Source organism: Flavobacterium esculini (assembly GCF_048284325.1).
In the GTDB taxonomy this organism is placed as follows: Bacteria; Bacteroidota; Bacteroidia; order Flavobacteriales; family Flavobacteriaceae; genus Flavobacterium.
In genome coordinates, this window is sequence record NZ_JBLVPI010000001.1 from 147,619 (window position 1) to 168,741 (window position 21,123).

The following is a 21,123-nucleotide window of genomic DNA, read 5'->3' on the forward strand; positions in this document are numbered from 1 at the left end:
TCCAGAAAATTATCGCAAACTGAACACTGTTAACTATTTCTTATATCCTATCTTTTCTCGTTCTGGAGTGATTTCTTTCTTTTCCATAAGTTCATCTACATATTGAAAAACGAGTTCTATGTTTTTTCCTTGATTTTCAATTTTATTTTTCATTATTTCAAAATCAATTCGTAAATCAGAATTATCAGAGAGCAGTTGCCTAGTTTTTGTAAATATCCTCATAATCTGAATGTTAGTTTGAATTGCTTTTTCACTATTCAAAACACTCGAAAGCATCAATACACCATGTTCTGTAAAAGCCATCGGTGCATATCGCAAACCCATCTTTTCAGAATTGGAGGTCACAATTTGTGACCTCCAATTCTCAAACTCTTCCTTATTCAATTCAAACATAAAATCTTCAGGAAAACGATTGATATTTCTCCTAACCGCTTGTTTAAAAACCTTAGTCTCGACACCGTAAAGCATTGCCAAATCACGATCTATCATTACTTTTTGATTTCTGATGAAATAAATCTTATTGATAACGGTGTCATCCGGAATTATTGAAATTTTATCGCTCATAAAATATGCTTTCTATAATTGGAGGTCACAAATTGCGACCTCCAATTTTTATGCTTCATTATAAATTCAACTTGATATCGCTAATTGCGACTTCAAGATTTACTATTTCAAATTGAACACTAACAACTGAGTGTGATTGCTTCATTCCTCGCAATGACAACTGAATACTGAACACTTTCTTCTAATGATCCGAAATCAATTCCAACTCGGTTCTAAAAGCAAGCATTTTGTCTCCAAACAATCTCACTCCTTCTTCGCGAAAAGCAGGTGCATCTTCCTGATAATATTTCTCCAAAGTTTCTTTGCTATCCGTAGTATATTGAACCGAATAAGTCACTCCGCCCATTTCTTCTTCAATTAAAACCCGCACCATTCTTGCCGAGGAAAATTTTCCTGTAGCCAAAATTTCGGGAATGTGCTTGTGTTGCATCCAAATCATCCATTGATCATGAACGCTTTCATGTATGTTTGTGGTAACGTTGTATATTATCATTTCTTACTGTTTAATCGTTGATTTGTTTAATCGGTTAAAACAATTAACCGATTAAACATTAATTCACATATTTGTATCGCCTCGCAATTGCCTGAATTTCTTTCTGGCTTCCACAAAATAGATACTGTCTTCGTGACTGAAAATTATCTTTTCGTATAATGGTTTTGCCTTTTCGGGCTGTTGCAACTTTTTGTTATAAATTTCCGCAGAGAAGTATAAAGCTTCATCAATATAAATACCGTCGCTGTATTTGTCTATAATAGTTTGATATTGGCTTAAAGCCAAAGTAAAATCACCTAATTTTTCGTAAATTTTACCCAAACGCAACAACGTTACCGCCTCTATTTCCTGTCCTTTATAGTTTTTCAAAATCGTCTGAAACTGCGTTATCGCTTCCTGATTTCTGTTTTGATATAAAAGGTAATCTCCTTTGGCAAATTGTTTCAAAGCCGTTTGTGTCGAATCGGCAACAGTATTATCATTTATCAAAAGAAAATATTCCAAAGCATCGTTGGCAATCAGTTGCGTATTCGCTGATTTTAATTCCTTGAATTGTTTCAAAGCCCAAATAAAATCCGTTTTGAAATAACTCGTTTTAGCGGCTTTCAAACTCGCTTCATGCGCCACAATATCATTTTTTAAATCCAATTCTATCTGTGAATAATAGATTAAAGCTTGATTGAATTTTTCTTCGTAAAGCAAAATATCCGCCAATTCCATTTTGGCATGAGCCACTTCGTAATCATTCAACTGTAATTCAAGTGCTTTCTTAACTATTGCTTTTCCTTCCTCCGGATTTTTCAAATTAAAAGCCACAAAATGTGCCTGAATCAGCTGCAAAGATAAGGTAAAAGGACTTATTTCAAATTGTTTCAACAAACCCTCTAATTCCGTATTGATGGCAGCATACTCTTTTTCTTGCGCTTTTTCTATTTTCATTTTTATCAAATAGGAATTCGCCTGAATCAACAGTTCTAAATCTTTTGTGTTTTCCAATACAAAACCCAGAATATCTTTGGCCGCTTCCTGATTGTCTTCTTCAATAGCCAATTGTCCTAAATTCACAATATTAGAAAGGGATTCCGGGTCGCGTTTATAAATGGCTTTTTCCTGAATAAATGCTTTTTCGAACTCTTTTTGTTGGGTATAAAACCAACTCAAATAATGATTCCAAAAAAGATCTTGATTTTTTTGAGCTCTAACAATTAATGCTTTGCGCAGTATTTCGCTAAAATTGGCATCGCCCTCATCAACCATAAAACGAGACAGTTGATTTTGAATTTGTATCGAATTTTGGGGATTCGCATAGGCTTCATTCAGAAAAGTATTAATCATCATTTCCTGATTGCCTAATTGCCCATAAAGCAACCCAATTTGATAATTGAAATTAAAATTAGCCTCAGATTCTGTTGCAGTTTGATACGCTTTCAAGGCATATTCCAACAACACTTTTCTCTCAAAAGAATTGGAAATACCGTACACTTCATTTGGATTTTTTTTGATTCTGTCTAATGCTTGCTCGTAGTAAATTTTGGCTTTGGCATCATTTTTTTGCAACTGGTAATTGTATCCCAATTCGACCAGAAGATTCCCTTGTTTGTATTTGTCTAATCGGCTCAGTATTGCTTTTTCGGCAACAGAAAATTGCTGTAATTGTTGGTAACAGTCAATGGTTCTTAAAAAATACTGTGTGTTTTGTGGCAGGTTTTCCAGTAACTCTTCATAACTGATTTTGGCTTTTTCAAAATCGCCTTTGTCATAATAATACTGCGCCAATTGTTCGTTTTGGGCGAAAGCAAATAGCGAGAATGACAAAGTGATATAAAGAAAGAGCTTTTTCATTTCCAATATTTGGTTTTAGTCACAGTTTACAGTCACAGCGCTGTAAACTGTGACTGATAACCGCAAACTAATTAATCTATAATATCAAATCCGCAATACGGTCGTAAAACTTCTGGAATTACGATTCCTTCCGGAGTTTGGTAATTTTCTAAAATTCCAGCCAAAACTCTTGGCAAAGCCAATGAACTTCCGTTTAAAGTGTGTGCCAATTGGTTTTTTCCGTCTTTGTCCTTAAAACGCAATTTCAAACGATTCGCTTGAAAAGTCTCAAAGTTAGAAACTGAACTGATTTCCAACCAGCGATCTTGCGCCGTAGAAAACACTTCGAAATCATACGTCAAAGCCGATGTGAAACCCATATCACCACCACAAAGACGCAATATTCGGTATGGTAATTTTAATTCCTGTAATATATTTTTAACGTGCTCCACCATTCCGTCCAAAGCTTCATATGATTTATCCGGATGTTCTACACGTACGATTTCTACTTTGTCAAATTGATGCAAACGGTTCAATCCTCTTACATGCGCACCATAAGAACCTGCTTCACGACGGAAACATGGCGTATAAGCCGTTGTTAAAACGGGTAATTCATTTTCGTTCAAAATCACGTCACGAAACAAATTCGTAACTGGAACCTCTGCCGTTGGAATCAAGTATAAGTCATCTGTTTTATCATGGTACATTTGCCCTTCTTTGTCCGGTAATTGTCCCGTTCCATAAGCCGAAGCTTCGTTTACCATGTGTGGCACCTGAACTTCATTATACCCTGCAGCGGTATTTTTGTCCAAGAAATAATTGATCAAGGCGCGTTGTAATCGTGCTCCTTTTCCTTTATAAACAGGAAATCCTGCGCCCGTGATTTTCACACCCAATTCAAAATCAATGATATCATATTTTTTTACCAATTCCCAATGCGGTTGCGCTCCTTCATGCAAAACTGGAATTTCCCCTTCTTCAAAAACGTTTAGGTTTTCCTCCGGTGTTTTTCCGACAGGAACAATATCAGCAGGCAGATTGGGTAAAGTATATAATTTTTCTAAAAGTTCAGCGGCAAGCGCATCAGCTGTTTCCGCTAAAGCTTTGCTTTTATCTTTGTTTAAAACAGTTTTTTCTTTTAGAATTGCGGCTTTTGCTTTCTCTCCGCCTTTCATCAATTCGCCAATATCTTTGGATAATTTATTAGATTCGGATAAAATGTTGTCTAGCTCCACTTGCGTAGCGCGACGTTTTTCATCCAGTTGTACCACTTCTTCAACAACACTTGTAGCATCGATGTTTCTCTTTGCCAAAGCCTTGATTACTTTTTCTTGATTCTCTCTAATAAATGCGATTTGTAACATAGTTGATTTTTTTAACGCTAACTTATATAATAATGGGAGCAAATTTAAGGAAATGTTTGATAGAAACGGGACAAAGTTTTGATGAAAATTAGCTACTCCCTTTTAATCTCATGACCCACAAATTCTTCTAAGGCGGCAAACATGTCGTCTACAGAAAGGACTTCGAAATCGGGGTGCGTTTTTAAGAAAGCAGCATTCAATGTAACCAGATTCTCTTCAATTTCGAAAAAAGTGTCATTGTTGAGCAAATCTCGGATAGGATTTACGCCTTCCAATTTCCCTTTCAGGAATTTATTCAGTTTTACACTGCTCATTAATTTTACCTTTTTGGATTGCTGTTGGAACAATTCCAAATGGTTATAGGCGCCAATCAAAGCCAAACCTTCTTCTATCAATTCGTTTAACTCTTTATCCCAACTCGAATTGTATGCAAACTGAGCAAAATTTCCTTCAGTATATTGCGACGTATAATAATCTAAATAATAACTCATCAAGGCATCTTCATGAATCAAATCATCGTTCACGCCTTCCTCGCGCATTAAGTTGATTACCGAAATATTAGAGTGAATTACATCTTGTAGATTTTCACTGTTCATTGCCGTTTCTGAAATAATTATTCTACCGAATTCCATAGGTTTTGTGTTTGAATATTTGTTGCAAATTTCGGGTAAATTATTACAGAAAAGAAATGCAATGTGATTTATATGCCATCAGATTCGTTATCATTCTTTTTCTGATTCATTTTTATAACCAAAGCTTTCAAACGCAACGCTTTTTCTTTTTTTTCTTCTTGAATTTTGGCTTTCTTTTGATTGAGCAATTTTGTGTGTAAAGCTTTATTTTTAGTGTTTTTTTCGGGTCCTTTTGCCATAAATGTAGAAGCTTTGTTAATTACGGTTACAAATATAAATAAACTGATAGTTCGTACCTAAGGCACTTTATGAATACATCGTCAAATATGGACGGATTAAAATCCATCCCTACAATATTTGCCGAGCCTACGGCTCTTATAGGTGAGTAAAAGTTCCGTAGGAACGATTCATATTGTAGCAACGGATTTTAATCCGTTGGAAATAAAATAAAAGGAATAAAGTTCCGTAGGAACGACACCTATTAAATTATTGGCAAAAATTCATCGAAAACCCAAATGCCCTAGCCCCGATAGCAGTGAAAATCCTTTTACTTTTTTCTTTAAAAAAGTAAAAGATTGCAACGGATAGCGGGAAATAGCTTCAAATAAAAATTCTATTGCTTATTTTTGCACTCAATAAAATTGAATCATGATACAGAATCCAAAAAGATATACCATTACAGCGGCATTGCCTTATACCAACGGACCGATTCACATTGGCCATTTGGCGGGTGTTTACGTGCCTTCGGACATATATTCCAGATATTTAAGATTGCAGGGAAGAGACGTTTTGTTTGTTTGTGGAAGCGACGAACACGGTGTGGCGATTTCGATGAAAGCCAAAAAAGAAGGCATTACGCCACAGGAAGTAATCGATAAATATGATGGAATTATCAGAAAATCATTCTCGGATTTTGGAATTTCGTTTGATAATTATTCCAGAACGTCGGCTAAAATTCATCATGATACGGCTTCGGAATTTTTCAAGAAACTGTATGATAAAGGTGATTTTATCGAAGAAGTGACCGAGCAATTGTATGATGCGAAAGCGGATCAGTTCTTGGCGGACCGTTTTGTGGTGGGGACTTGTCCAAAATGCGGTAACGAAGAAGCATACGGTGATCAATGCGAAAAATGTGGCTCAACACTGAATGCTACGGATTTAATCAACCCAAAATCGACAATAACTGGAGAAACTCCGATTTTGAAATCAACGAAACACTGGTTTTTGCCTTTGGACCGTTATGAAGATTTCTTGAAAGAATGGATTCTCGTTGGACATAAAAATGACTGGAAACCGAATGTTTACGGTCAAGTAAAATCGTGGATTGATGGCGGATTGGAACCTCGTGCGGTAACTCGCGACTTGGATTGGGGAATTGATGTTCCGGTGGAAGGTGCCGAAGGAAAAAAATTATATGTTTGGTTCGATGCACCAATCGGCTACATTTCTTCCACCAAAGAATGGGCTTTACGTGAAGGAAAAGAGTGGGAACCGTACTGGAAAGATAAAGACACAAAACTGGTTCACTTTATTGGGAAAGACAATATTGTTTTCCATTGCATCATTTTTCCTGCGATGTTGAAAGCCGAAGGAAGTTATATTTTGCCAGACAATGTGCCTGCGAATGAGTTCTTGAACTTGGAAGGAAATAAATTATCTACATCTAAAAACTGGGCAGTTTGGTTGCACGAATATTTAGAAGAATTCCCGAATCAGCAAGATGTTTTGCGTTATGCGTTGACATCAAATGCGCCGGAAACCAAGGATAATGATTTTACCTGGAAAGATTTTCAGGCGAGAAACAACAATGAATTGGTTGCGATTTATGGAAATTTCATCAATCGTGTTGTGGTTTTAACCAATAAATATTACAACGGAATTGTTCCGCAACCGAATGAACTTTCGGAAGTGGACGAAGCAACTTTAACCGAATTAAAAGCGTATCCTGCTGTGATTTCAAGTTCTCTGGAGCGTTACAGATTTCGTGAAGCTTTGAGCGAATTGATGAATGTGGCTCGTTTGGGAAATAAATATTTGGCTGACGAAGAGCCTTGGAAAGTCATCAAAGACAATCCGGAGCGTGTGCAAACGCAAATGTATGTTGCGTTGCAAATTGCAGCTGCGTTGAGCTCACTTTGCGAACCGTTCTTGCCCTTTACAGCAAAAAAATTATCCAGAATTCTAAAAATAGAAAGTCCGTTGAACTGGAATACTATTGCTCAAAATTCTGATTTGATTCCGGCTGGACACCAAATTGGTGAAGCTGAATTATTGTTTGCCAAAATTGAAGACGAGGAAATCCAAAAACAAATAGACAAATTGGAAGCTACTAAAACTGCAAACAAAGCGGAGAATAAAGTTGCAGAACCACAAAAAGAAGCAATTCAATTTGAGGATTTTGCCAAAATGGATATCCGTACAGGAACGATACTGGAAGCCGAAAAAATGCCGAAAGCCAACAAGCTTTTGATTTTGAAAGTTGATACGGGAATTGATGTTCGCACCATTGTTTCGGGAATTGCAGAGAGTTTTAAACCAGAAGACATTGTTGGAAAACGCGTAACTGTTTTAGTGAATTTGGCTCCAAGAAACCTTCGTGGTGTAGAAAGCCAAGGAATGATTTTGATGACTACCAATCCTGAAGGAAAATTGGTTTTTGTGAATCCAGATACGGATGGAGTTGCTAATGGAGAAACGATAAATTAAGAAAAAACAACCGCGAATTCGCTAATTAATATATATTCTGTAATATATTAATTAGCGAATTTGCGGTAAAATCAAACAAATATGAGCTTAAAAGTAATTGCTTTCGACGCCGATGATACCTTATGGATCAACGAAACGTATTTTGATGAAACCGAGAAGAAATTCTGTGGTTTGATGGAAGATTATTTGTCGCATCAAGGAATTTCTAAAGAATTATTTAAAGTCGAAATCGACAATTTAAAACTATACGGTTACGGAATCAAAGGCTATATTTTATCGATGATTGAAGCAGCAATTAATATTTCGAACAATACCATTCCTATAGAAATTATTGAAAAAATCATTCAATACGGAAAAGAATTACTGGAGAAACCGATTGTTCTATTGGAAGGTGTAGAAGAAACTTTAGAAGCTTTACACAGTAAGTACAAATTGGTTGTTGCCACCAAAGGTGATTTATTAGACCAACGTCGAAAATTGCATAATTCAGGTTTAGGTCATTATTTTCATCATATCGAAGTAATGTCAGACAAGCAAGAAATAGATTATTCAGATTTGATTAAACGTTTGGAAATAAAACCTGAAGAATTTTTCATGATTGGTAATTCTTTAAAATCAGATGTTTTACCGGTTTTGGCCATCGGTGGACACGCCGTTCATATTCCTTTTCATACGACTTGGGCACACGAAAAAATCGACCATAAAGTGGAACATGAAAACTTCAGTGCTTTCGAAAAAATAATTGATGTTTTAAAAAGGCTGGGATAGAATTAAGCAATTATAGAACATGGCATTAGACACCTGAAAAATTATTTTTTAACCCAAAAAAACTTATATTATTGATTAAAAAAAGCACAAAACGACATGTTTTTTAAATTATTGGTTAATTTTTTTTAAATAAGAATACTTTTTTTTAATATTTACAAAACTCTAAAAACCAATGTATTACGTAAAAAATTCATTTTTTATCATTATAAAATTATTATTAATTCTTACATAATTAACTGTTTCAATTTTTTAATCAAACTTTGTGATGTAATTTTGCATTAAATTAAAATTGAAACAATATGAAAAAAATCATACTTACTTTAGTATTTGCTTCTGTAATGACCACTATGAGTGCTCAAACAGAAACTGTAAAAAGCACAGAAGATGGCTTTAACAAATGGTCAGTTGAATTAGCTGGCGGTTTTAACAAACCACAAAGACCAATGACTCCTGGTTATTCGACTACATTAGTGAGCCCTTATGTAGTTGATTTCGGTGTTCGTTACATGTTTAATAACAAATTCGGTTTAAAAGCTGATTTTGGTTACAACAGTTTTGAAGGAAAAGACAATTCTAAGGATTTTGACATGAAGTACTACAGAGTAGACTTACAAGGTGTTGCTAACTTAGGAAGAATCATGAGTTTTGAAACTTGGACTAATACAATTGGTTTATTAGGTCATGCTGGTTTTGGTTTATCTCAAATGGAAAGTCAAAAGTCTTCTCTAAAAGACAGAATGGGTAATTTCATGGCGGGTGTAACTGGTCAAATCAAATTAACTAACAGAATTGCATTAACAGGAGATTTTACAACAATTCTTAATGCAAAACAAAATGTTGCTTTTGATGGCGCTAGCACATCAAGCACTAGAGGTTTTGGTGGAATCCTTTTTAACGGTACTGCAGGTATAACAGTTTACTTAGGTAAAAACGAAAAACATGCTGACTGGGTTCTTGATAATGAAGATAGATTCAATGTTATAGATAATAGACTTACAGCTATTGAAACTAAGATGCTTGATACTGACAATGACGGTGTAGCTGATTATTTAGATTTAGAGCCAAATACTGCTGCAGGAGCAATGGTTGATACTAAAGGTAGATCTATTGACAAGAACAACAATAACGTTCCTGATGAAACAGAAGCTTATATCTTGAAAAATTACGCTAACAAAACTGGTGATACAACTACTGTATACGATAACGAATTAATCAAAAGTTTAATCAACGGTGGTTATGTTGCTGTTTATTTTGATTTTGATAAATCTAAACCAACTAATGTTTCTACTGAAGGAATTGATTTCATCTTAACTTATTTAAGAAACAATCCTTCTGCATCAGTTGATATTATTGGTCATGCTGACGAATTAGGAAGATCTGCATACAATGATAAATTATCTAATGCAAGAGCTGCTAATGTAAAAAATACCTTAGTGAAAGCTAACGTTGATGCATCAAGATTGAATGTAATTGCTGCTGGTGAAGATACTTCAGTTGATAAAACTTCAGAAAATGCAAGAAAATTAGTTAGAAGAGTTACTTTCACAGTAAAATAATCTACTTCTTTTTATATTAAAAAGCCCTAAAGAAATTTTTTTTAGGGCTTTTTTTATATCAAAAAATTTCACTTTTAAGAACTGCAACATATCAATTTCATCAGATAAACGTTCTTCAAACTTGAAACTACTTTAATCATTTCCCTAAATGATTTTTGATTGCAAATATAGTTGTGATCAAATTAATAGCTTCACAACTATTGGCCCTAAAGGCAGCACTGATTGATTTTCTTTACAAAAACGACAGTCTCAGAGACTCCTATGAATATCCGCTCATGTGCGTCATGGACTAATGAATAGTTTGTATCTGGGCAAATTTACAACTCATTTTTAAGAGATTATGGATCTGTAAATTAAGTATTTTTTGTAACTTTACTTAAAACTTACTACCATGCTATCAAAAAACATAGAACTCGCGTTGAATCATCAAATTCGTATTGAAGCAGAATCGTCCCAAACTTATCTTTCTATGGCTTCTTGGTCAGAAACTCATGGTTTGGAAGGAATTTCTAAATTTATGTATGCCCAATCTGACGAGGAACGAGCACATATGCTTAAACTGGTCCGGTATATAAATGAACGTGGCGGCCATGCAAGAGTAAGCGAATTAAAAGCACCAAAAATTAGTTATGAAACATTCAAGGAAATGTTTGAAGAACTTTACAAACACGAAATTTTTGTTTCTGAATCAATTAATGAACTGGTTCATATTTCGTTTTCAGAAAAGGATTATGCCACACATAATTTTTTGCAATGGTACGTAGCCGAACAAATTGAAGAAGAAGCTCAGGCTAAACTCATTTTAGACAAGATAAACCTAATTGGTGATGACAAAGGCGGTTTGTATTTGTTTGACAGAGATATCCAACAAATGGCTTTAAACAGCTCTACAAACAAATAATTTTTTCGAATATATAAATAATTATCTTGATTTTAATTCTTTGAAAAATTGAGTAAAAAGAAAAAAAATAAGGAAAAGAAAAAGGATAAAAAAAAGACCCTTAAAAAGGATGTTCCTAAGGGCAAACTCAAATCAAAATGTTGTGAGAATTATAAAAAAGGGGAAGACAAACGTTGCAAACGTTGCCCTAGATTTGATTTGGAAAAAAAAGAAAAATAAAAAGTGTGCAGTCGCAGTTTGCAGTTGCGGTCCATACATTTAGTTAAAAAAACCATCGCTATCGATGGTTTTTTTGTTTGGTTTTCAGTGACAGTTTATAACATTACAATAACTGCTTTCCCCTTCTCCTGAAGCTTCCGGAGAATAACAACTGCAAACTGATACCGAAAACCGGGACTGATCACTAAAAAACTACTTCCCTAAAAGAAGTACATCATTGACCACTACTTCCGTAATATAGCGCTTTTCACCATTTTTATCATCGTAACTTCTGTGGGTCAATTTACCTTCAATGGCAATTTCTTTTCCTTTGGTTACATATTTCTCTATGATTTCAGCAGTTTTTCCCCAAGCTACAAGTTTGTGCCATTGGGTTTCTTCTACTTTTTCTCCTTTATCATTTTTGTAACTTTCATTTGTCGCTAAAGTGAAATTGACTAATTTTTTTCCTCCATCAAATGTTTTGATTTCTGGATCATTCCCTACGTGTCCAATTAACTGTACTTTGTTTCTTAATGCATTCATGGCGTGTAAAATTTAAATGTTTTAATCTGAACTCGTTTCAGATTCTTTTTTTGTTATTGATAGTGTATCATCAAAATTATTTTTATTTCAAATCAACATTGCAAAGATGCGGTGGGTTCCAAAAATTATTCGGTTACTAACTGTTTACTTTCGGTTGTAACTATTTGTAAACGTTTGTAAATGGAAATATTTTATTACATTTGATGGAAATCGACTTCTTATGCAAGCCAAAATAAAAAAAGTAGAATTACGAAATCTAGAATTTGACGACTATAAGCAGTTAAAAAAATCCATGGTGGTATCTTATCCAGAAATGGTGGATTCGTATTGGAAAGAACAAGACATTGAGCAATTACTGAGTCTGTTTTCTGAAGGACAATTAGTGATTTTAGCCGACGGAAAAGTGGTTGGGGCTGCGCTATCATTAATTGTAAATGAGGTTTTAGTTGACAAAAACCCAAATTATGCTAAAATAACCGGAAATTTTACTTTCTCGACACACAATCCAAAAGGGGAAATATTGTACGGAATTGATGTATTTATTCATCCTGATTATAGAGGTTTGAGACTGGGCAGACGATTGTATGATGCACGAAAAGAATTGTGTGAAAAATTAAACCTAAAGGCTATCGTTTTTGCCGGAAGAATTCCAAATTATAATAAATACGCTGAAAAGCTGACTCCAAAAAAATATATCGAAAAAGTAAAACTAAAAGAATTGCATGACCCTGTGCTTTCGTTTCAGTTGAGTAATGATTTTCACGTAATGAGAATTATGAAAAACTATTTGGCGGGAGACCCTGATTCTAAAGAATTTGCTGTACTATTAGAATGGAATAATATTTATTATGATGAAAGCCCTCAATTAATAAATACCCAAAAAAGTATCATCAGACTTGGATTAATTCAATGGCAAATGCGCCCTTTAATAAACTTAGATGCCCTATTTGAACAAGCTGAATTTTTTATTGATGCCGTATCCGGTTATAAAAGTGATTTTGCCCTTTTTCCGGAGTTGTTTATTGCCCCACTAATGGCAGATTACAATCATTTATCGGAACCTGATGCCATTAGAGAACTTGCAAAATATGCAGATCCCATTCGCAAAAAATTTCAGGAATTTGCTATTTCCTATAATATCAATATCATTTCAGGAAGTATGCCTTATATAGAAAATGGCACTTTGTACAACGTTGGCTTTCTTTGCAAAAGAGACGGAACCTCTGAAATGTATTATAAGATTCACATCACTCCAAATGAAGTGTTGCATTGGGGGATGAAAGGCGGTTCACAAATTAGAACTTTTGATACTGACTGTGGAAAAATAGGAATTATGATTTGTTATGATGTTGAATTTCCAGAACTTTCCAGATTATTGGCCGATGAAGAAATGAATATTTTGTTTGTACCATTTTTAACCGATACCCAAAGTGGTTACACCAGAGTAAAACACTGTGCACAAGCACGAGCCATAGAAAATGAATGTTATGTAGCCATTGCAGGATGTGTCGGAAATCTTCCAAAAGTGAACAATATGGACATCCAATATGCACAAACGGCTGTCTTTACACCTTCGGATTTTGCATTTCCCAGCACCGGAATAAAAGCGGAAACAACACCTAATACTGAAATGACTTTGATTGTAGATGTCGATTTAAATTTACTTAAAGAGCTTCACGAACATGGAAGCGCAAGAATTCTAAAAGACCGTAGAACTGATTTATACGAAATAAAAAGAATCAATCCATGAATAAGACCTGCTTAGAATGTGGAGAAAAGATAGTAGGCCGAGAAGACAAGAAGTTTTGCAGTGACGGCTGTCGGAATGCTTACAATAACAAGATAAACAAAGACAGCACAAATTTTATGCGCAACATCAACAATAAGTTGCGCAAGAATTACCGCATTCTATCCGAACTTAATGTGGAAGGAAAATCAAAAACCACTAGAGCGAAACTCCTAAGCAAAGGTTTTGATTTTGAATTTTTCACCAATATTTTACAAACCAAAACAGGAAATACCTACTATTTCCTTTACGACCAAGGCTATATGCTTTTGGATAATGATTTTTATATGTTAGTTAAAAAAGATATTTAATACCACAACCCCCAATCTACTTACCTACCCATGAAAAAAGATTATTCCTCTATTTTTGCCAGTTTATTCATCCTAGTCATTCTGGGATTGATTTACTTTACAATGATGCCACATTGGACTTCGGATGACGAAGGTCCGCTTTCTGAATTTTCGACCAAAAGGGCTTTAGTTCAAGTAAGAGCCATTTCAAAACAACCTCATTATGTAGGTTCCCAGAATCATGAAGTCGTAGCCAACTATCTCCAAAAAGAGCTCAACAAACTTGGATTAGAAACAACTGTTCAAGAAGGATATACATTGAGTGATTGGGGAAATCTGGTAAAATCTAAAAATATATTGGCTCGAATAAAAGGAAGCAATAGTTCTAAAGCTTTATTGTTGCTTACCCATTATGACAGCGCACCGCATTCCTACTCTCACGGCGCTAGTGATGCCGGCTCCGGCGTAGCGACAATCTTAGAGAGTGTTCGTGCTTTCTTATACAATAAAACACCCCATAAAAACGATATTATCATTCTGTTTTCGGATGCGGAGGAATTGGGATTGAATGGTGCAGCACTTTTTGTAACCCAACATCAATGGTCAAAAGAAGTGGGCTTGGTGCTGAACTTTGAAGCACGTGGTTCTTCTGGGCCAAGTTATATGTTGATGGAAACCAACAAGGGAAATGCAGGATTGGTGAAAGAATTTGCTGCTGCAAAAGCTACTTTTCCTGTTTCTAATTCGCTAATGTATAGCATTTATAAAATGTTACCCAATGATACGGATTTAACCGTTTTTAGAGAGCAAGGTAATATTCAAGGATATAATTTTGCCTTTATCGATGACCATTTTAATTACCATACCGCTCAGGATGATATCAACCATTTGAACAAAAACACTTTAGCACATCAAGGCACATACTTGATGCCTTTGTTAAATTATTTTTCGAATGCTGATTTGAGTACCATACAAGCTACTGATGACGATGTTTATTTTACCATTCCATACACTTTCATAAGCTATCCTTTCAGTTGGGTTTTGCCAATGGTGGTGATTGCACTGGCACTATTTATTTTCCTGTTGTTTTTAGGAAGAGCCAAACGCATTTTATCATTTCGGGAAATTGGTCTAGGATTTATTCCTTTTTTGGGCTCCCTAATCGTTACTGGATTAATTACTTTTTTTGGATGGAAAATCGTATTGAAAGTGTACCCGCAATACAATGATTTACTCAATGGATTCACGTACAATGGACACGCTTATATTGCTGCATTTGTACTTTTGGCTCTAGCGATAAGTTTGGCATTTTACAACCAATTTTCTGCCAAAAAGGTAACGATGAATCATTATGTGGCACCATTATCTTTATGGATTATCATCAACGGTGGTCTTGCTTTTGCTTTACAAGGTGCAAGCTTTTTGATTATTCCAGTTTACTTTGGGCTATTTATTTTTAGTGTTTTTATTGTTACCCAAAGATCCAATAAAACACTAAATCTTATTTGCAGCATTCCTGCTTTGATTATCATAGCACCATTTATACAAATGTTCTCTATCGGTTTGGGATTAAAAGTGCTGTTTGGAAGTGCGATTCTTACCGTATTGACATTCAGTTTATTGTTGCCAGTTTTTGGGGCTTTCGCCAAAAAGGGAATCTGGTCATTCGTATTTTTTGTACTCGCAATCGGCTTTTTTGCGAAAGCGCATTCGGAATCAGGATACGAATTGGGAAAAGCTAAATCAAATAGTTTGTTATACGTCTATAATGCCGATACGAAAAAAGCCAATTGGGTAACGTATGACACCAATCTTGATTCCTGGACGAAAGGCTATTTAGGCGAAAACCCTAAAGACGCAACTAAATTGAATGAAACTCCTTTATTCAGCAAATACAATTCCGGGTTTACTTATCAAGCTTATGCTCCCATGAAAGCATTGGAAAAACCAACTATCGAATTTCTTGAAGACCGAATTGTGGGCAATCAAAGGTATTTGAAAATAAAAATTTCTCCGAACCGAAAAGTAAACCGTTATGATATTTTTGCCAATGAAAAAATGGCTTTTCATAATTTCAAAGCAAATGGCGTGACCTCTTTAGGTCAGAAAAATTCATTATATCAACGAAAAGGAAAAAAAATACTGAGTTACTATGTAGTTGACAATGTTCCTTTGGAAATGCAATTCACGATAAATACCTCTACCGTTTTTGACATGGGGTTGATGGAAAGTTCTTTTGATTTAATGACCAATCCTTTATTTGGAATGGCAAAAAGAGAAAACTGGATGATGCCAACACCTTTCGTTTTGAATGATGCGGTAGTGATTAAAGAAAAAATAAAACCAAGTCCTGTAGTGGTAGTAAACACTTTGAATAATGGCATTACAACTCCTGTTGCAAAAGATAGTTTGACGATTGTGAAAGACAGTTTGAAAGTGAAGTAATTAAAAATACACGGTCACAAATTGTGACGACATATAAAAGTCAAACACGAATTTCACTAATTGATTCGTGCGAATTAGTGAAATTCGAGTTTAAAATTTCTATCTTAATATTTGTACCGCATATAAATTTGAAAAAAAATTGATTACAAAAAATAAAATTACACAAGTTAGCATTCTAGGTTGTGGCTGGTTGGGTTTGCCTTTGGCGAAAGCCTTATTAGGAAATGGATTTTCAGTAAATGGATCGACGACTTCAGTAGAGAAATTATCAGTGTTGGAAAATTCAGGAATCACTCCTTTTTTAATTGCTCTTTCAGAGCATAAAACGGATGGAAATATAATCGATTTTTTAGAAAATTCTGAAATTTTGATAGTTGATGTTCCACCAAAACTTCGTGGTTCAGAAAAAGAAAACTTCGTTTCAAAAATCAGAAATATGATTCCGTTTATAGAAAAATCTTCTATTGATAAAGTGATTTTCATTAGCTCCACTTCCGTTTATGGAGATACTCATACTGTCGTTTCAGAAGAAACACCACCTCAACCGGATACCGAAAGTGGAAAACAATTACTGGAGACAGAGCAGCTTTTGCAAAGCAATAAAAACTTCAAAACTAGTGTGCTGCGTTTTGGCGGTTTAATTGGCGAAGACCGACATCCTATAAAATTTCTCGCGGGGCGTGAGAATCTTGATAATCCCGAAGCGCCTATAAATCTAATCCATCAGGAAGATTGCATTGGTATTATTCTAAAGATTATTGAGGATAATTCTTGGAATGAAACCTTCAATGCGGTAACGCCATCACATCCTTCACGAGAAAGCTATTATACCCAAAAAGCTATAAATTTAAATTTGGTTTTGCCAAAATTTAATCATTCGATGCCATCAATAGGGAAAACTATTTTGAGTGATAAAATAGAAACTGTTTTAAATTATACTTTTACCAAACCAAATTTATAAAGTGAAAACTAAAATTAAAAACGCTTTTTCATCTAAAATTAACGCTATTGGATTACCCATATTAGCCTTATGTTGGGTCAGTTTTTTTTGGGGCACCACATGGATAGCTTCAAAAGAAGGGGTAAAACACATGCCCGCGATACAACTTGCCGCCATCAGACAGTTCATAGCCGGGTTTCTTTATATTGCCTTTTTCATGTTTAAAAAAACCCCTTGGCCAAAAGGAAAACAGTGGAAAACAATTATCATTCTAAGCATCCTTAATTTTGTTTTAAGCAACGGACTAAGTACTTGGGGCGTGAAGTACATCAGTAGTGGTTTAGGCGCTATCATAGGCGCTCTTGTTCCTCTATGGGTTGTGATAATCAGTTTTTTTAGAGGCGAACGATTGGTACGATTAGCCGTTATTGGTTTGACAGTGAGTTTTGGTGGCGTGTGCGCCATTTTCTACGACCATTTAAGCGATTTCTTGCTTCCTGATTTTAGATTTGGTATTTTTATTTCGATTATTGCTACTTTAACCTGGGCGTTTGGAACCTTATATACTAAGAAAAAAGCAGCTAGTTTTAACCCTTATTTTAGTTTAGGATTACAAATGTTCTTGTCTAGTATTTTGCTTTTTGCCTTTACAGGTGCTACCGGAACATCCGTAAGTTTAGGTTCTATTCCTATGATTTCTTGGTTATCAATTGCTTATTTGGTCATCATTGGTTCTATTCTTACTTTCATTGCCTTTATCTATGCGCTTCAAAACTTACCGGCAGAAATAAATAGCATTTATGCTTATATCAACCCAATTGTAGCAGTCATTTTAGGCACAATAATTTTTGGAGAACCGCTGACTATTGCATTAGGTATAGGAGGCGGAGTAACATTATTCGGATTGTATATGGTGAATTATTCCTTGAGAAAAGGGCGTAAGATAGTATAGATTAGTGGTAAATGTCCCTCCTGAAATAAGCTGATGCAAAATCGAGTTATTACTTTCACGCTCGTATTTTGAAAATTTACAACTATTAAATTACGATTTTAATGAAGAAGCTCTTTTTTGGCTTCTTTTTCATCCATTTTTTTATTAGAAAAACAACGATCCAAATCAAAAAATTCACTAACTTTAATACGCCAAAACTAAAAAAAAATCAACAGCGAAACCTATAAAAACACCGAAGTGAAAGCTGGCTCGTGATTTCTTTATAAGAAAGCGGATTTGGTTCCAAGTATGAAACAACAATAAGGCGCAAGGTGATGTCTGATTTTGGATACTTGGTACTTTCCGAAATATCCAATAATAAAATTCTTTTCAATAAAGAAGCAGAAGGCACTAAACTTCCATCTATAGAAGAAAGGGCATAAACAGAAAAATTTGAACACTGGTTACTATCTAAACTATGGTTACAGTCCAACTTATACGGAGACATTAAAATCGTTTTTGGCTTTCTGCCATAAAAAACAATTGTCAAAAAAACTGAGGATATGATACTTTATAACACTAATTTCATCCTTAAAAAATTATCGGCATACTATCAGAACTAAATTGTAAATAGGATAAACTATTTTTAAGACCACTTGGATTCGAAAAAATGGAAATTAAAAAACCAGTGGTTATTTAAAAGATAACAGAAAAAAATTACAGCGTTAATTGAGCTTATTTGATCATACCGGAAGAGATATTTTTTTACCAACAAATTATCAATTATTAATAAAAAAAGAAATCATGAAAAAGTCTTTATTTATTATATTGGTTCTCACAGTAAATATAGGTTTTGCACAACGAATAGTAACTGGGGTAATAACCGACAAAACAAGCAGACCTATTGAAAGTGTAAAAGTCAGTGTGAAAAATACCGACCTAGCAACTTTCACAGATGACGCGGGAAAGTATTCCATTGAAGTGCCGGTAACTTCTGGGATACTTGAATTTGCAAAAGAAAATTTCAAAGTTCAGGTGATTGAAATCACCAGTGATATGGTAAATTTAAACATTACATTGATTGCTGGAATTGACTTATTTGAGCTCAGTTTAGAAGAACTGATGAATATTGAAGTTATAACTGCTTCTAAAAAACCAGAAAATCAAAAAATTGCACCGGCAACAATTTATGTTGTCACTGAAAAAGATATTATCGAAAACGGCTACACTGATTTAACAAATTTATTAGAAAACGTTCCGGGTGTGGTTGCCATAAGAACCGATCACTTTACTTTTGGCGGACAACGTGGTTTTTTAAGTAATTTTTCGCAAACAATACTATTGATAAACGGACGGGAAATGCAAAATCTATTTGCTTCCGAAACATTTATTTCAACACAATTTGCAACGCATAACATAAAACAAGTTGAAATTCTGCAAGGTCCGGCTTCTGCTCTTTATGGTGCAAACGCCTTGGTTGGTGTTATTAATATCATCACAAAAAATGACTCCCCTGATTTTAATAAAATAGAGTATCATACTGGAATTGGGACACAAGGTACTCAATCTCAAAGTATTGTTTTTGGAAGAAATCTAAATGATTTTCGTATTAGTGGGAGTTTTAGATATTTCCGCAGCAATCTTTGGGATTATAAAGATTTTATAAAAGACACCATAAATTTCAGACAAGGAGTCCCTTCTAACGCGTTTCCCGTAAACCAAGAATTTAAACAGCGGAGCTGGTCTCTTCCCTATGCCGCAAAAATTTCTTACAAAGGCTTTTATGTGGGAATAGAAGGTTACGAGCTTAAAGGCAGTAAAGGACTTGAAAATATTTCGTTAGATTACATTAATCAAAGTGATTACCGTCAATTGGCCTTGTATTATGCCGGTATGGAAAAAGAAATTACTGCCAAACTTAAAATTAATACAGAACTTCAATTTTATAAAGAAAGATTCTGGGGGGTAAACTACACTTTTGACAACGCCATCTATGACACTCTTGTGAAAAAGGGGCATAATCCGGACTTACCCCTTACGGATCAAGAAATTAAAAATAATTTTATGATGGCCTATTCACAGCAATCGAGTTCAGGTTCAAAACGATATAAAGGAAATATACAATTAAATTATGTTCCAAGTCAAACCTTGTCTATTATCGGTGGGTATACTTTTGATATGTTTGATTTGTTAGGTTTAGCTCGTTCTACGGATAGATTAAATATTAGTTTTGATGAAACACGTTCAATTGAGAATAGAATGCGCAAACCATTTTTTTGTCAATACAAAAACTCCCTGTTTTTACAATTGCAAAAAACGCTTTTTGATAAATTATATATCACGCTGGGTGGACGATTTGATCACCACAATATCTATAAATCCATTCTTACCTTTCGCAGTGGTTTGGTTTACACACCGTTTCAAAAAACTTCAATACGATTTCTTTTTGGGCAAGCTTTCCGTGAACCTAATATTTTTGAACTTGGTGCCTCATCAGTAAATAATGTGGTTAATGAACTTGATCCGGCACGTATGAATACTTTTGAAGTTGGAATCAATCAATCGTTTACAAGTAATTTAATAGCAAATATTGTTGCCTACAAAAACACAGCAACAAATTTTATTGAACCTACCGAAACGGGGGGGTTCATAAATTCAGATAATGCAATAAATGTCTTTGGAATTGAAAGCCAATTGTTTTATAAAACAGGGAACATTAGAACTGAAATTGGTTATTCTTATGTTAAAAAAGATGCTGATGATTACGCTGGCACTAGTACCGTAAATCTGGGAGTTTATCCCCATAGAATAACTGGAGGTTTGACTTTTAATACAACTGATAACTTTACAATCAATTCAAGAATCAATTATTATTCTCAAATTCAAGCAAAACATGGTAATAAGGATGTTACACAAATAATTACCATTCCATCTTTTACTAAGGTCGATTTGACATTTTCTTATGTTAAAATAAAAGTGTACGATGCCGAAATCACAACACAATTACTAGTTACCAATGTATTTGATTCTCAATTTTATCAACCCAATGTAAGAATAGGCGGTCCTAAACAATTTTTACAGCATGGAAGACAACTATTTTGCAATTTAATAGTTAAATTTTAAAAATGATAAATGATAAATGATAAAAAAATTCAATAGTATTTCTCTTAAGAATACAG

At 34.5% G+C, this 21,123-nt stretch carries 18 protein-coding genes; 11 read left to right on the top strand and 7 right to left on the bottom strand.

What is annotated here, in order from left to right:
* Nucleotides 1-33 precede the first annotated feature (33 nt).
* From ACNQGG_RS00670 to ACNQGG_RS00695, 6 genes are all read right to left on the bottom strand, one after another.
* A complete protein-coding gene (locus ACNQGG_RS00670) occupies nucleotides 34-564 on the bottom strand; it encodes an ORF6N domain-containing protein (RefSeq protein WP_417960552.1) in 531 nt (176 codons plus the stop codon).
* Between the two features lie 181 nt (nucleotides 565-745).
* Complete coding sequence (locus ACNQGG_RS00675) at nucleotides 746-1,057, bottom strand: DUF4286 family protein (RefSeq protein WP_417960554.1); 312 nt, start codon at nucleotides 1,055-1,057, stop codon at nucleotides 746-748.
* A 63-nt stretch (nucleotides 1,058-1,120) separates the two neighbouring features.
* Complete coding sequence (locus ACNQGG_RS00680) at nucleotides 1,121-2,899, bottom strand: tetratricopeptide repeat protein (protein WP_417960556.1); 1,779 nt, start codon at nucleotides 2,897-2,899, stop codon at nucleotides 1,121-1,123.
* 71 nt (nucleotides 2,900-2,970) lie between these two features.
* Nucleotides 2,971-4,242, bottom strand: coding sequence for a serine--tRNA ligase (serS, locus tag ACNQGG_RS00685; RefSeq protein ID WP_417960558.1), 1,272 nt, complete (start codon nucleotides 4,240-4,242; stop codon nucleotides 2,971-2,973).
* A 92-nt stretch (nucleotides 4,243-4,334) separates the two neighbouring features.
* Nucleotides 4,335-4,874: a DMP19 family protein gene (locus ACNQGG_RS00690; protein ID WP_417960560.1), complete on the bottom strand. Its 540-nt coding sequence runs from the start codon at nucleotides 4,872-4,874 to the stop codon at nucleotides 4,335-4,337.
* A gap of 68 nt (nucleotides 4,875-4,942) precedes the next feature.
* Entirely contained in the window at nucleotides 4,943-5,113 is a 171-nt protein-coding gene (locus ACNQGG_RS00695) for a hypothetical protein (protein WP_417960562.1), read from the bottom strand.
* Between the two features lie 409 nt (nucleotides 5,114-5,522).
* On the opposite strand from ACNQGG_RS00695, the gene metG reads away from it, so the two are divergent.
* The 5 genes from metG to ACNQGG_RS00720 all read left to right on the top strand — a co-directional run bounded on the left by metG (nucleotide 5,523) and on the right by ACNQGG_RS00720 (nucleotide 11,027).
* Nucleotides 5,523-7,583 carry a methionine--tRNA ligase gene (gene metG, locus ACNQGG_RS00700; RefSeq protein ID WP_417960564.1) on the top strand — a complete coding sequence of 687 codons (2,061 nt, stop codon included), beginning with the start codon at nucleotides 5,523-5,525 and terminating at the stop codon, nucleotides 7,581-7,583.
* Nucleotides 7,584-7,664: 81 nt separating this feature from the next.
* Nucleotides 7,665-8,351, top strand: coding sequence for an HAD family hydrolase (locus tag ACNQGG_RS00705; protein ID WP_417960566.1), 687 nt, complete (start codon nucleotides 7,665-7,667; stop codon nucleotides 8,349-8,351).
* A gap of 299 nt (nucleotides 8,352-8,650) precedes the next feature.
* A complete protein-coding gene (locus ACNQGG_RS00710) occupies nucleotides 8,651-9,907 on the top strand; it encodes an OmpA family protein (protein WP_417960568.1) in 1,257 nt (418 codons plus the stop codon).
* 391 nt (nucleotides 9,908-10,298) lie between these two features.
* Nucleotides 10,299-10,808, top strand: a complete 510-nt coding sequence (locus ACNQGG_RS00715; RefSeq protein ID WP_417960570.1) for a ferritin — start codon at nucleotides 10,299-10,301, stop codon at nucleotides 10,806-10,808.
* Between the two features lie 48 nt (nucleotides 10,809-10,856).
* Nucleotides 10,857-11,027, top strand: a complete 171-nt coding sequence (locus ACNQGG_RS00720) for a hypothetical protein (RefSeq protein WP_417960572.1) — start codon at nucleotides 10,857-10,859, stop codon at nucleotides 11,025-11,027.
* A gap of 192 nt (nucleotides 11,028-11,219) precedes the next feature.
* Here the strand turns inward: ACNQGG_RS00720 and ACNQGG_RS00725 are convergent, their stop codons facing one another.
* Nucleotides 11,220-11,552, bottom strand: a complete 333-nt coding sequence (locus ACNQGG_RS00725; RefSeq protein ID WP_417960574.1) for a single-stranded DNA-binding protein — start codon at nucleotides 11,550-11,552, stop codon at nucleotides 11,220-11,222.
* A 220-nt stretch (nucleotides 11,553-11,772) separates the two neighbouring features.
* Here ACNQGG_RS00725 and ACNQGG_RS00730 point away from each other — a divergent pair, with 220 nt between their 5' ends.
* The 6 genes from ACNQGG_RS00730 to ACNQGG_RS00755 all read left to right on the top strand — a co-directional run bounded on the left by ACNQGG_RS00730 (nucleotide 11,773) and on the right by ACNQGG_RS00755 (nucleotide 21,067).
* Complete coding sequence (locus tag ACNQGG_RS00730; protein ID WP_417960576.1) at nucleotides 11,773-13,302, top strand: carbon-nitrogen hydrolase family protein; 1,530 nt, start codon at nucleotides 11,773-11,775, stop codon at nucleotides 13,300-13,302.
* Nucleotides 13,299-13,649, top strand: coding sequence for a hypothetical protein (locus ACNQGG_RS00735; protein WP_417960578.1), 351 nt, complete (start codon nucleotides 13,299-13,301; stop codon nucleotides 13,647-13,649). The genes ACNQGG_RS00730 and ACNQGG_RS00735 overlap by 4 nt, the downstream gene beginning before the upstream one ends.
* Before the next feature lie 102 nt (nucleotides 13,650-13,751).
* Complete coding sequence (locus ACNQGG_RS00740) at nucleotides 13,752-16,073, top strand: M28 family peptidase (protein WP_417960939.1); 2,322 nt, start codon at nucleotides 13,752-13,754, stop codon at nucleotides 16,071-16,073.
* Between the two features lie 139 nt (nucleotides 16,074-16,212).
* A complete protein-coding gene (locus tag ACNQGG_RS00745; RefSeq protein WP_417960580.1) occupies nucleotides 16,213-17,034 on the top strand; it encodes an SDR family oxidoreductase in 822 nt (273 codons plus the stop codon).
* 1 nt (nucleotide 17,035) lies between these two features.
* Nucleotides 17,036-17,965 carry a DMT family transporter gene (locus tag ACNQGG_RS00750; RefSeq protein WP_417960582.1) on the top strand — a complete coding sequence of 310 codons (930 nt, stop codon included), beginning with the start codon at nucleotides 17,036-17,038 and terminating at the stop codon, nucleotides 17,963-17,965.
* Between the two features lie 783 nt (nucleotides 17,966-18,748).
* Nucleotides 18,749-21,067, top strand: a complete 2,319-nt coding sequence (locus tag ACNQGG_RS00755; RefSeq protein WP_417960584.1) for a TonB-dependent receptor — start codon at nucleotides 18,749-18,751, stop codon at nucleotides 21,065-21,067.
* Nucleotides 21,068-21,123: the final 56 nt, after the last annotated feature.

Excerpts from the sequence above, each read along its gene's own strand:
- ACNQGG_RS00740 (WP_417960939.1), top strand. The coding sequence starts at position 13,752 with ATGATGCCACATTGGACTTCGGATGACGAAGGTCCGCTTTCTGAATTT.
- ACNQGG_RS00695 (WP_417960562.1), bottom strand. The coding sequence starts at position 5,113 with ATGGCAAAAGGACCCGAAAAAAACACTAAAAATAAAGCTTTACACACA.
- ACNQGG_RS00690 (WP_417960560.1), bottom strand. The coding sequence starts at position 4,874 with ATGGAATTCGGTAGAATAATTATTTCAGAAACGGCAATGAACAGTGAA.
- ACNQGG_RS00735 (WP_417960578.1), top strand. The coding sequence starts at position 13,299 with ATGAATAAGACCTGCTTAGAATGTGGAGAAAAGATAGTAGGCCGAGAA.
- metG (WP_417960564.1), top strand. The coding sequence starts at position 5,523 with ATGATACAGAATCCAAAAAGATATACCATTACAGCGGCATTGCCTTAT.
- ACNQGG_RS00710 (WP_417960568.1), top strand. The coding sequence starts at position 8,651 with ATGAAAAAAATCATACTTACTTTAGTATTTGCTTCTGTAATGACCACT.
- ACNQGG_RS00680 (WP_417960556.1), bottom strand. The coding sequence starts at position 2,899 with ATGAAAAAGCTCTTTCTTTATATCACTTTGTCATTCTCGCTATTTGCT.
- ACNQGG_RS00715 (WP_417960570.1), top strand. The coding sequence starts at position 10,299 with ATGCTATCAAAAAACATAGAACTCGCGTTGAATCATCAAATTCGTATT.
- ACNQGG_RS00670 (WP_417960552.1), bottom strand. The coding sequence starts at position 564 with ATGAGCGATAAAATTTCAATAATTCCGGATGACACCGTTATCAATAAG.
- ACNQGG_RS00755 (WP_417960584.1), top strand. The coding sequence starts at position 18,749 with ATGAAAAAGTCTTTATTTATTATATTGGTTCTCACAGTAAATATAGGT.
- ACNQGG_RS00725 (WP_417960574.1), bottom strand. The coding sequence starts at position 11,552 with ATGAATGCATTAAGAAACAAAGTACAGTTAATTGGACACGTAGGGAAT.
- ACNQGG_RS00705 (WP_417960566.1), top strand. The coding sequence starts at position 7,665 with ATGAGCTTAAAAGTAATTGCTTTCGACGCCGATGATACCTTATGGATC.
- ACNQGG_RS00675 (WP_417960554.1), bottom strand. The coding sequence starts at position 1,057 with ATGATAATATACAACGTTACCACAAACATACATGAAAGCGTTCATGAT.
- ACNQGG_RS00730 (WP_417960576.1), top strand. The coding sequence starts at position 11,773 with ATGCAAGCCAAAATAAAAAAAGTAGAATTACGAAATCTAGAATTTGAC.
- serS (WP_417960558.1), bottom strand. The coding sequence starts at position 4,242 with ATGTTACAAATCGCATTTATTAGAGAGAATCAAGAAAAAGTAATCAAG.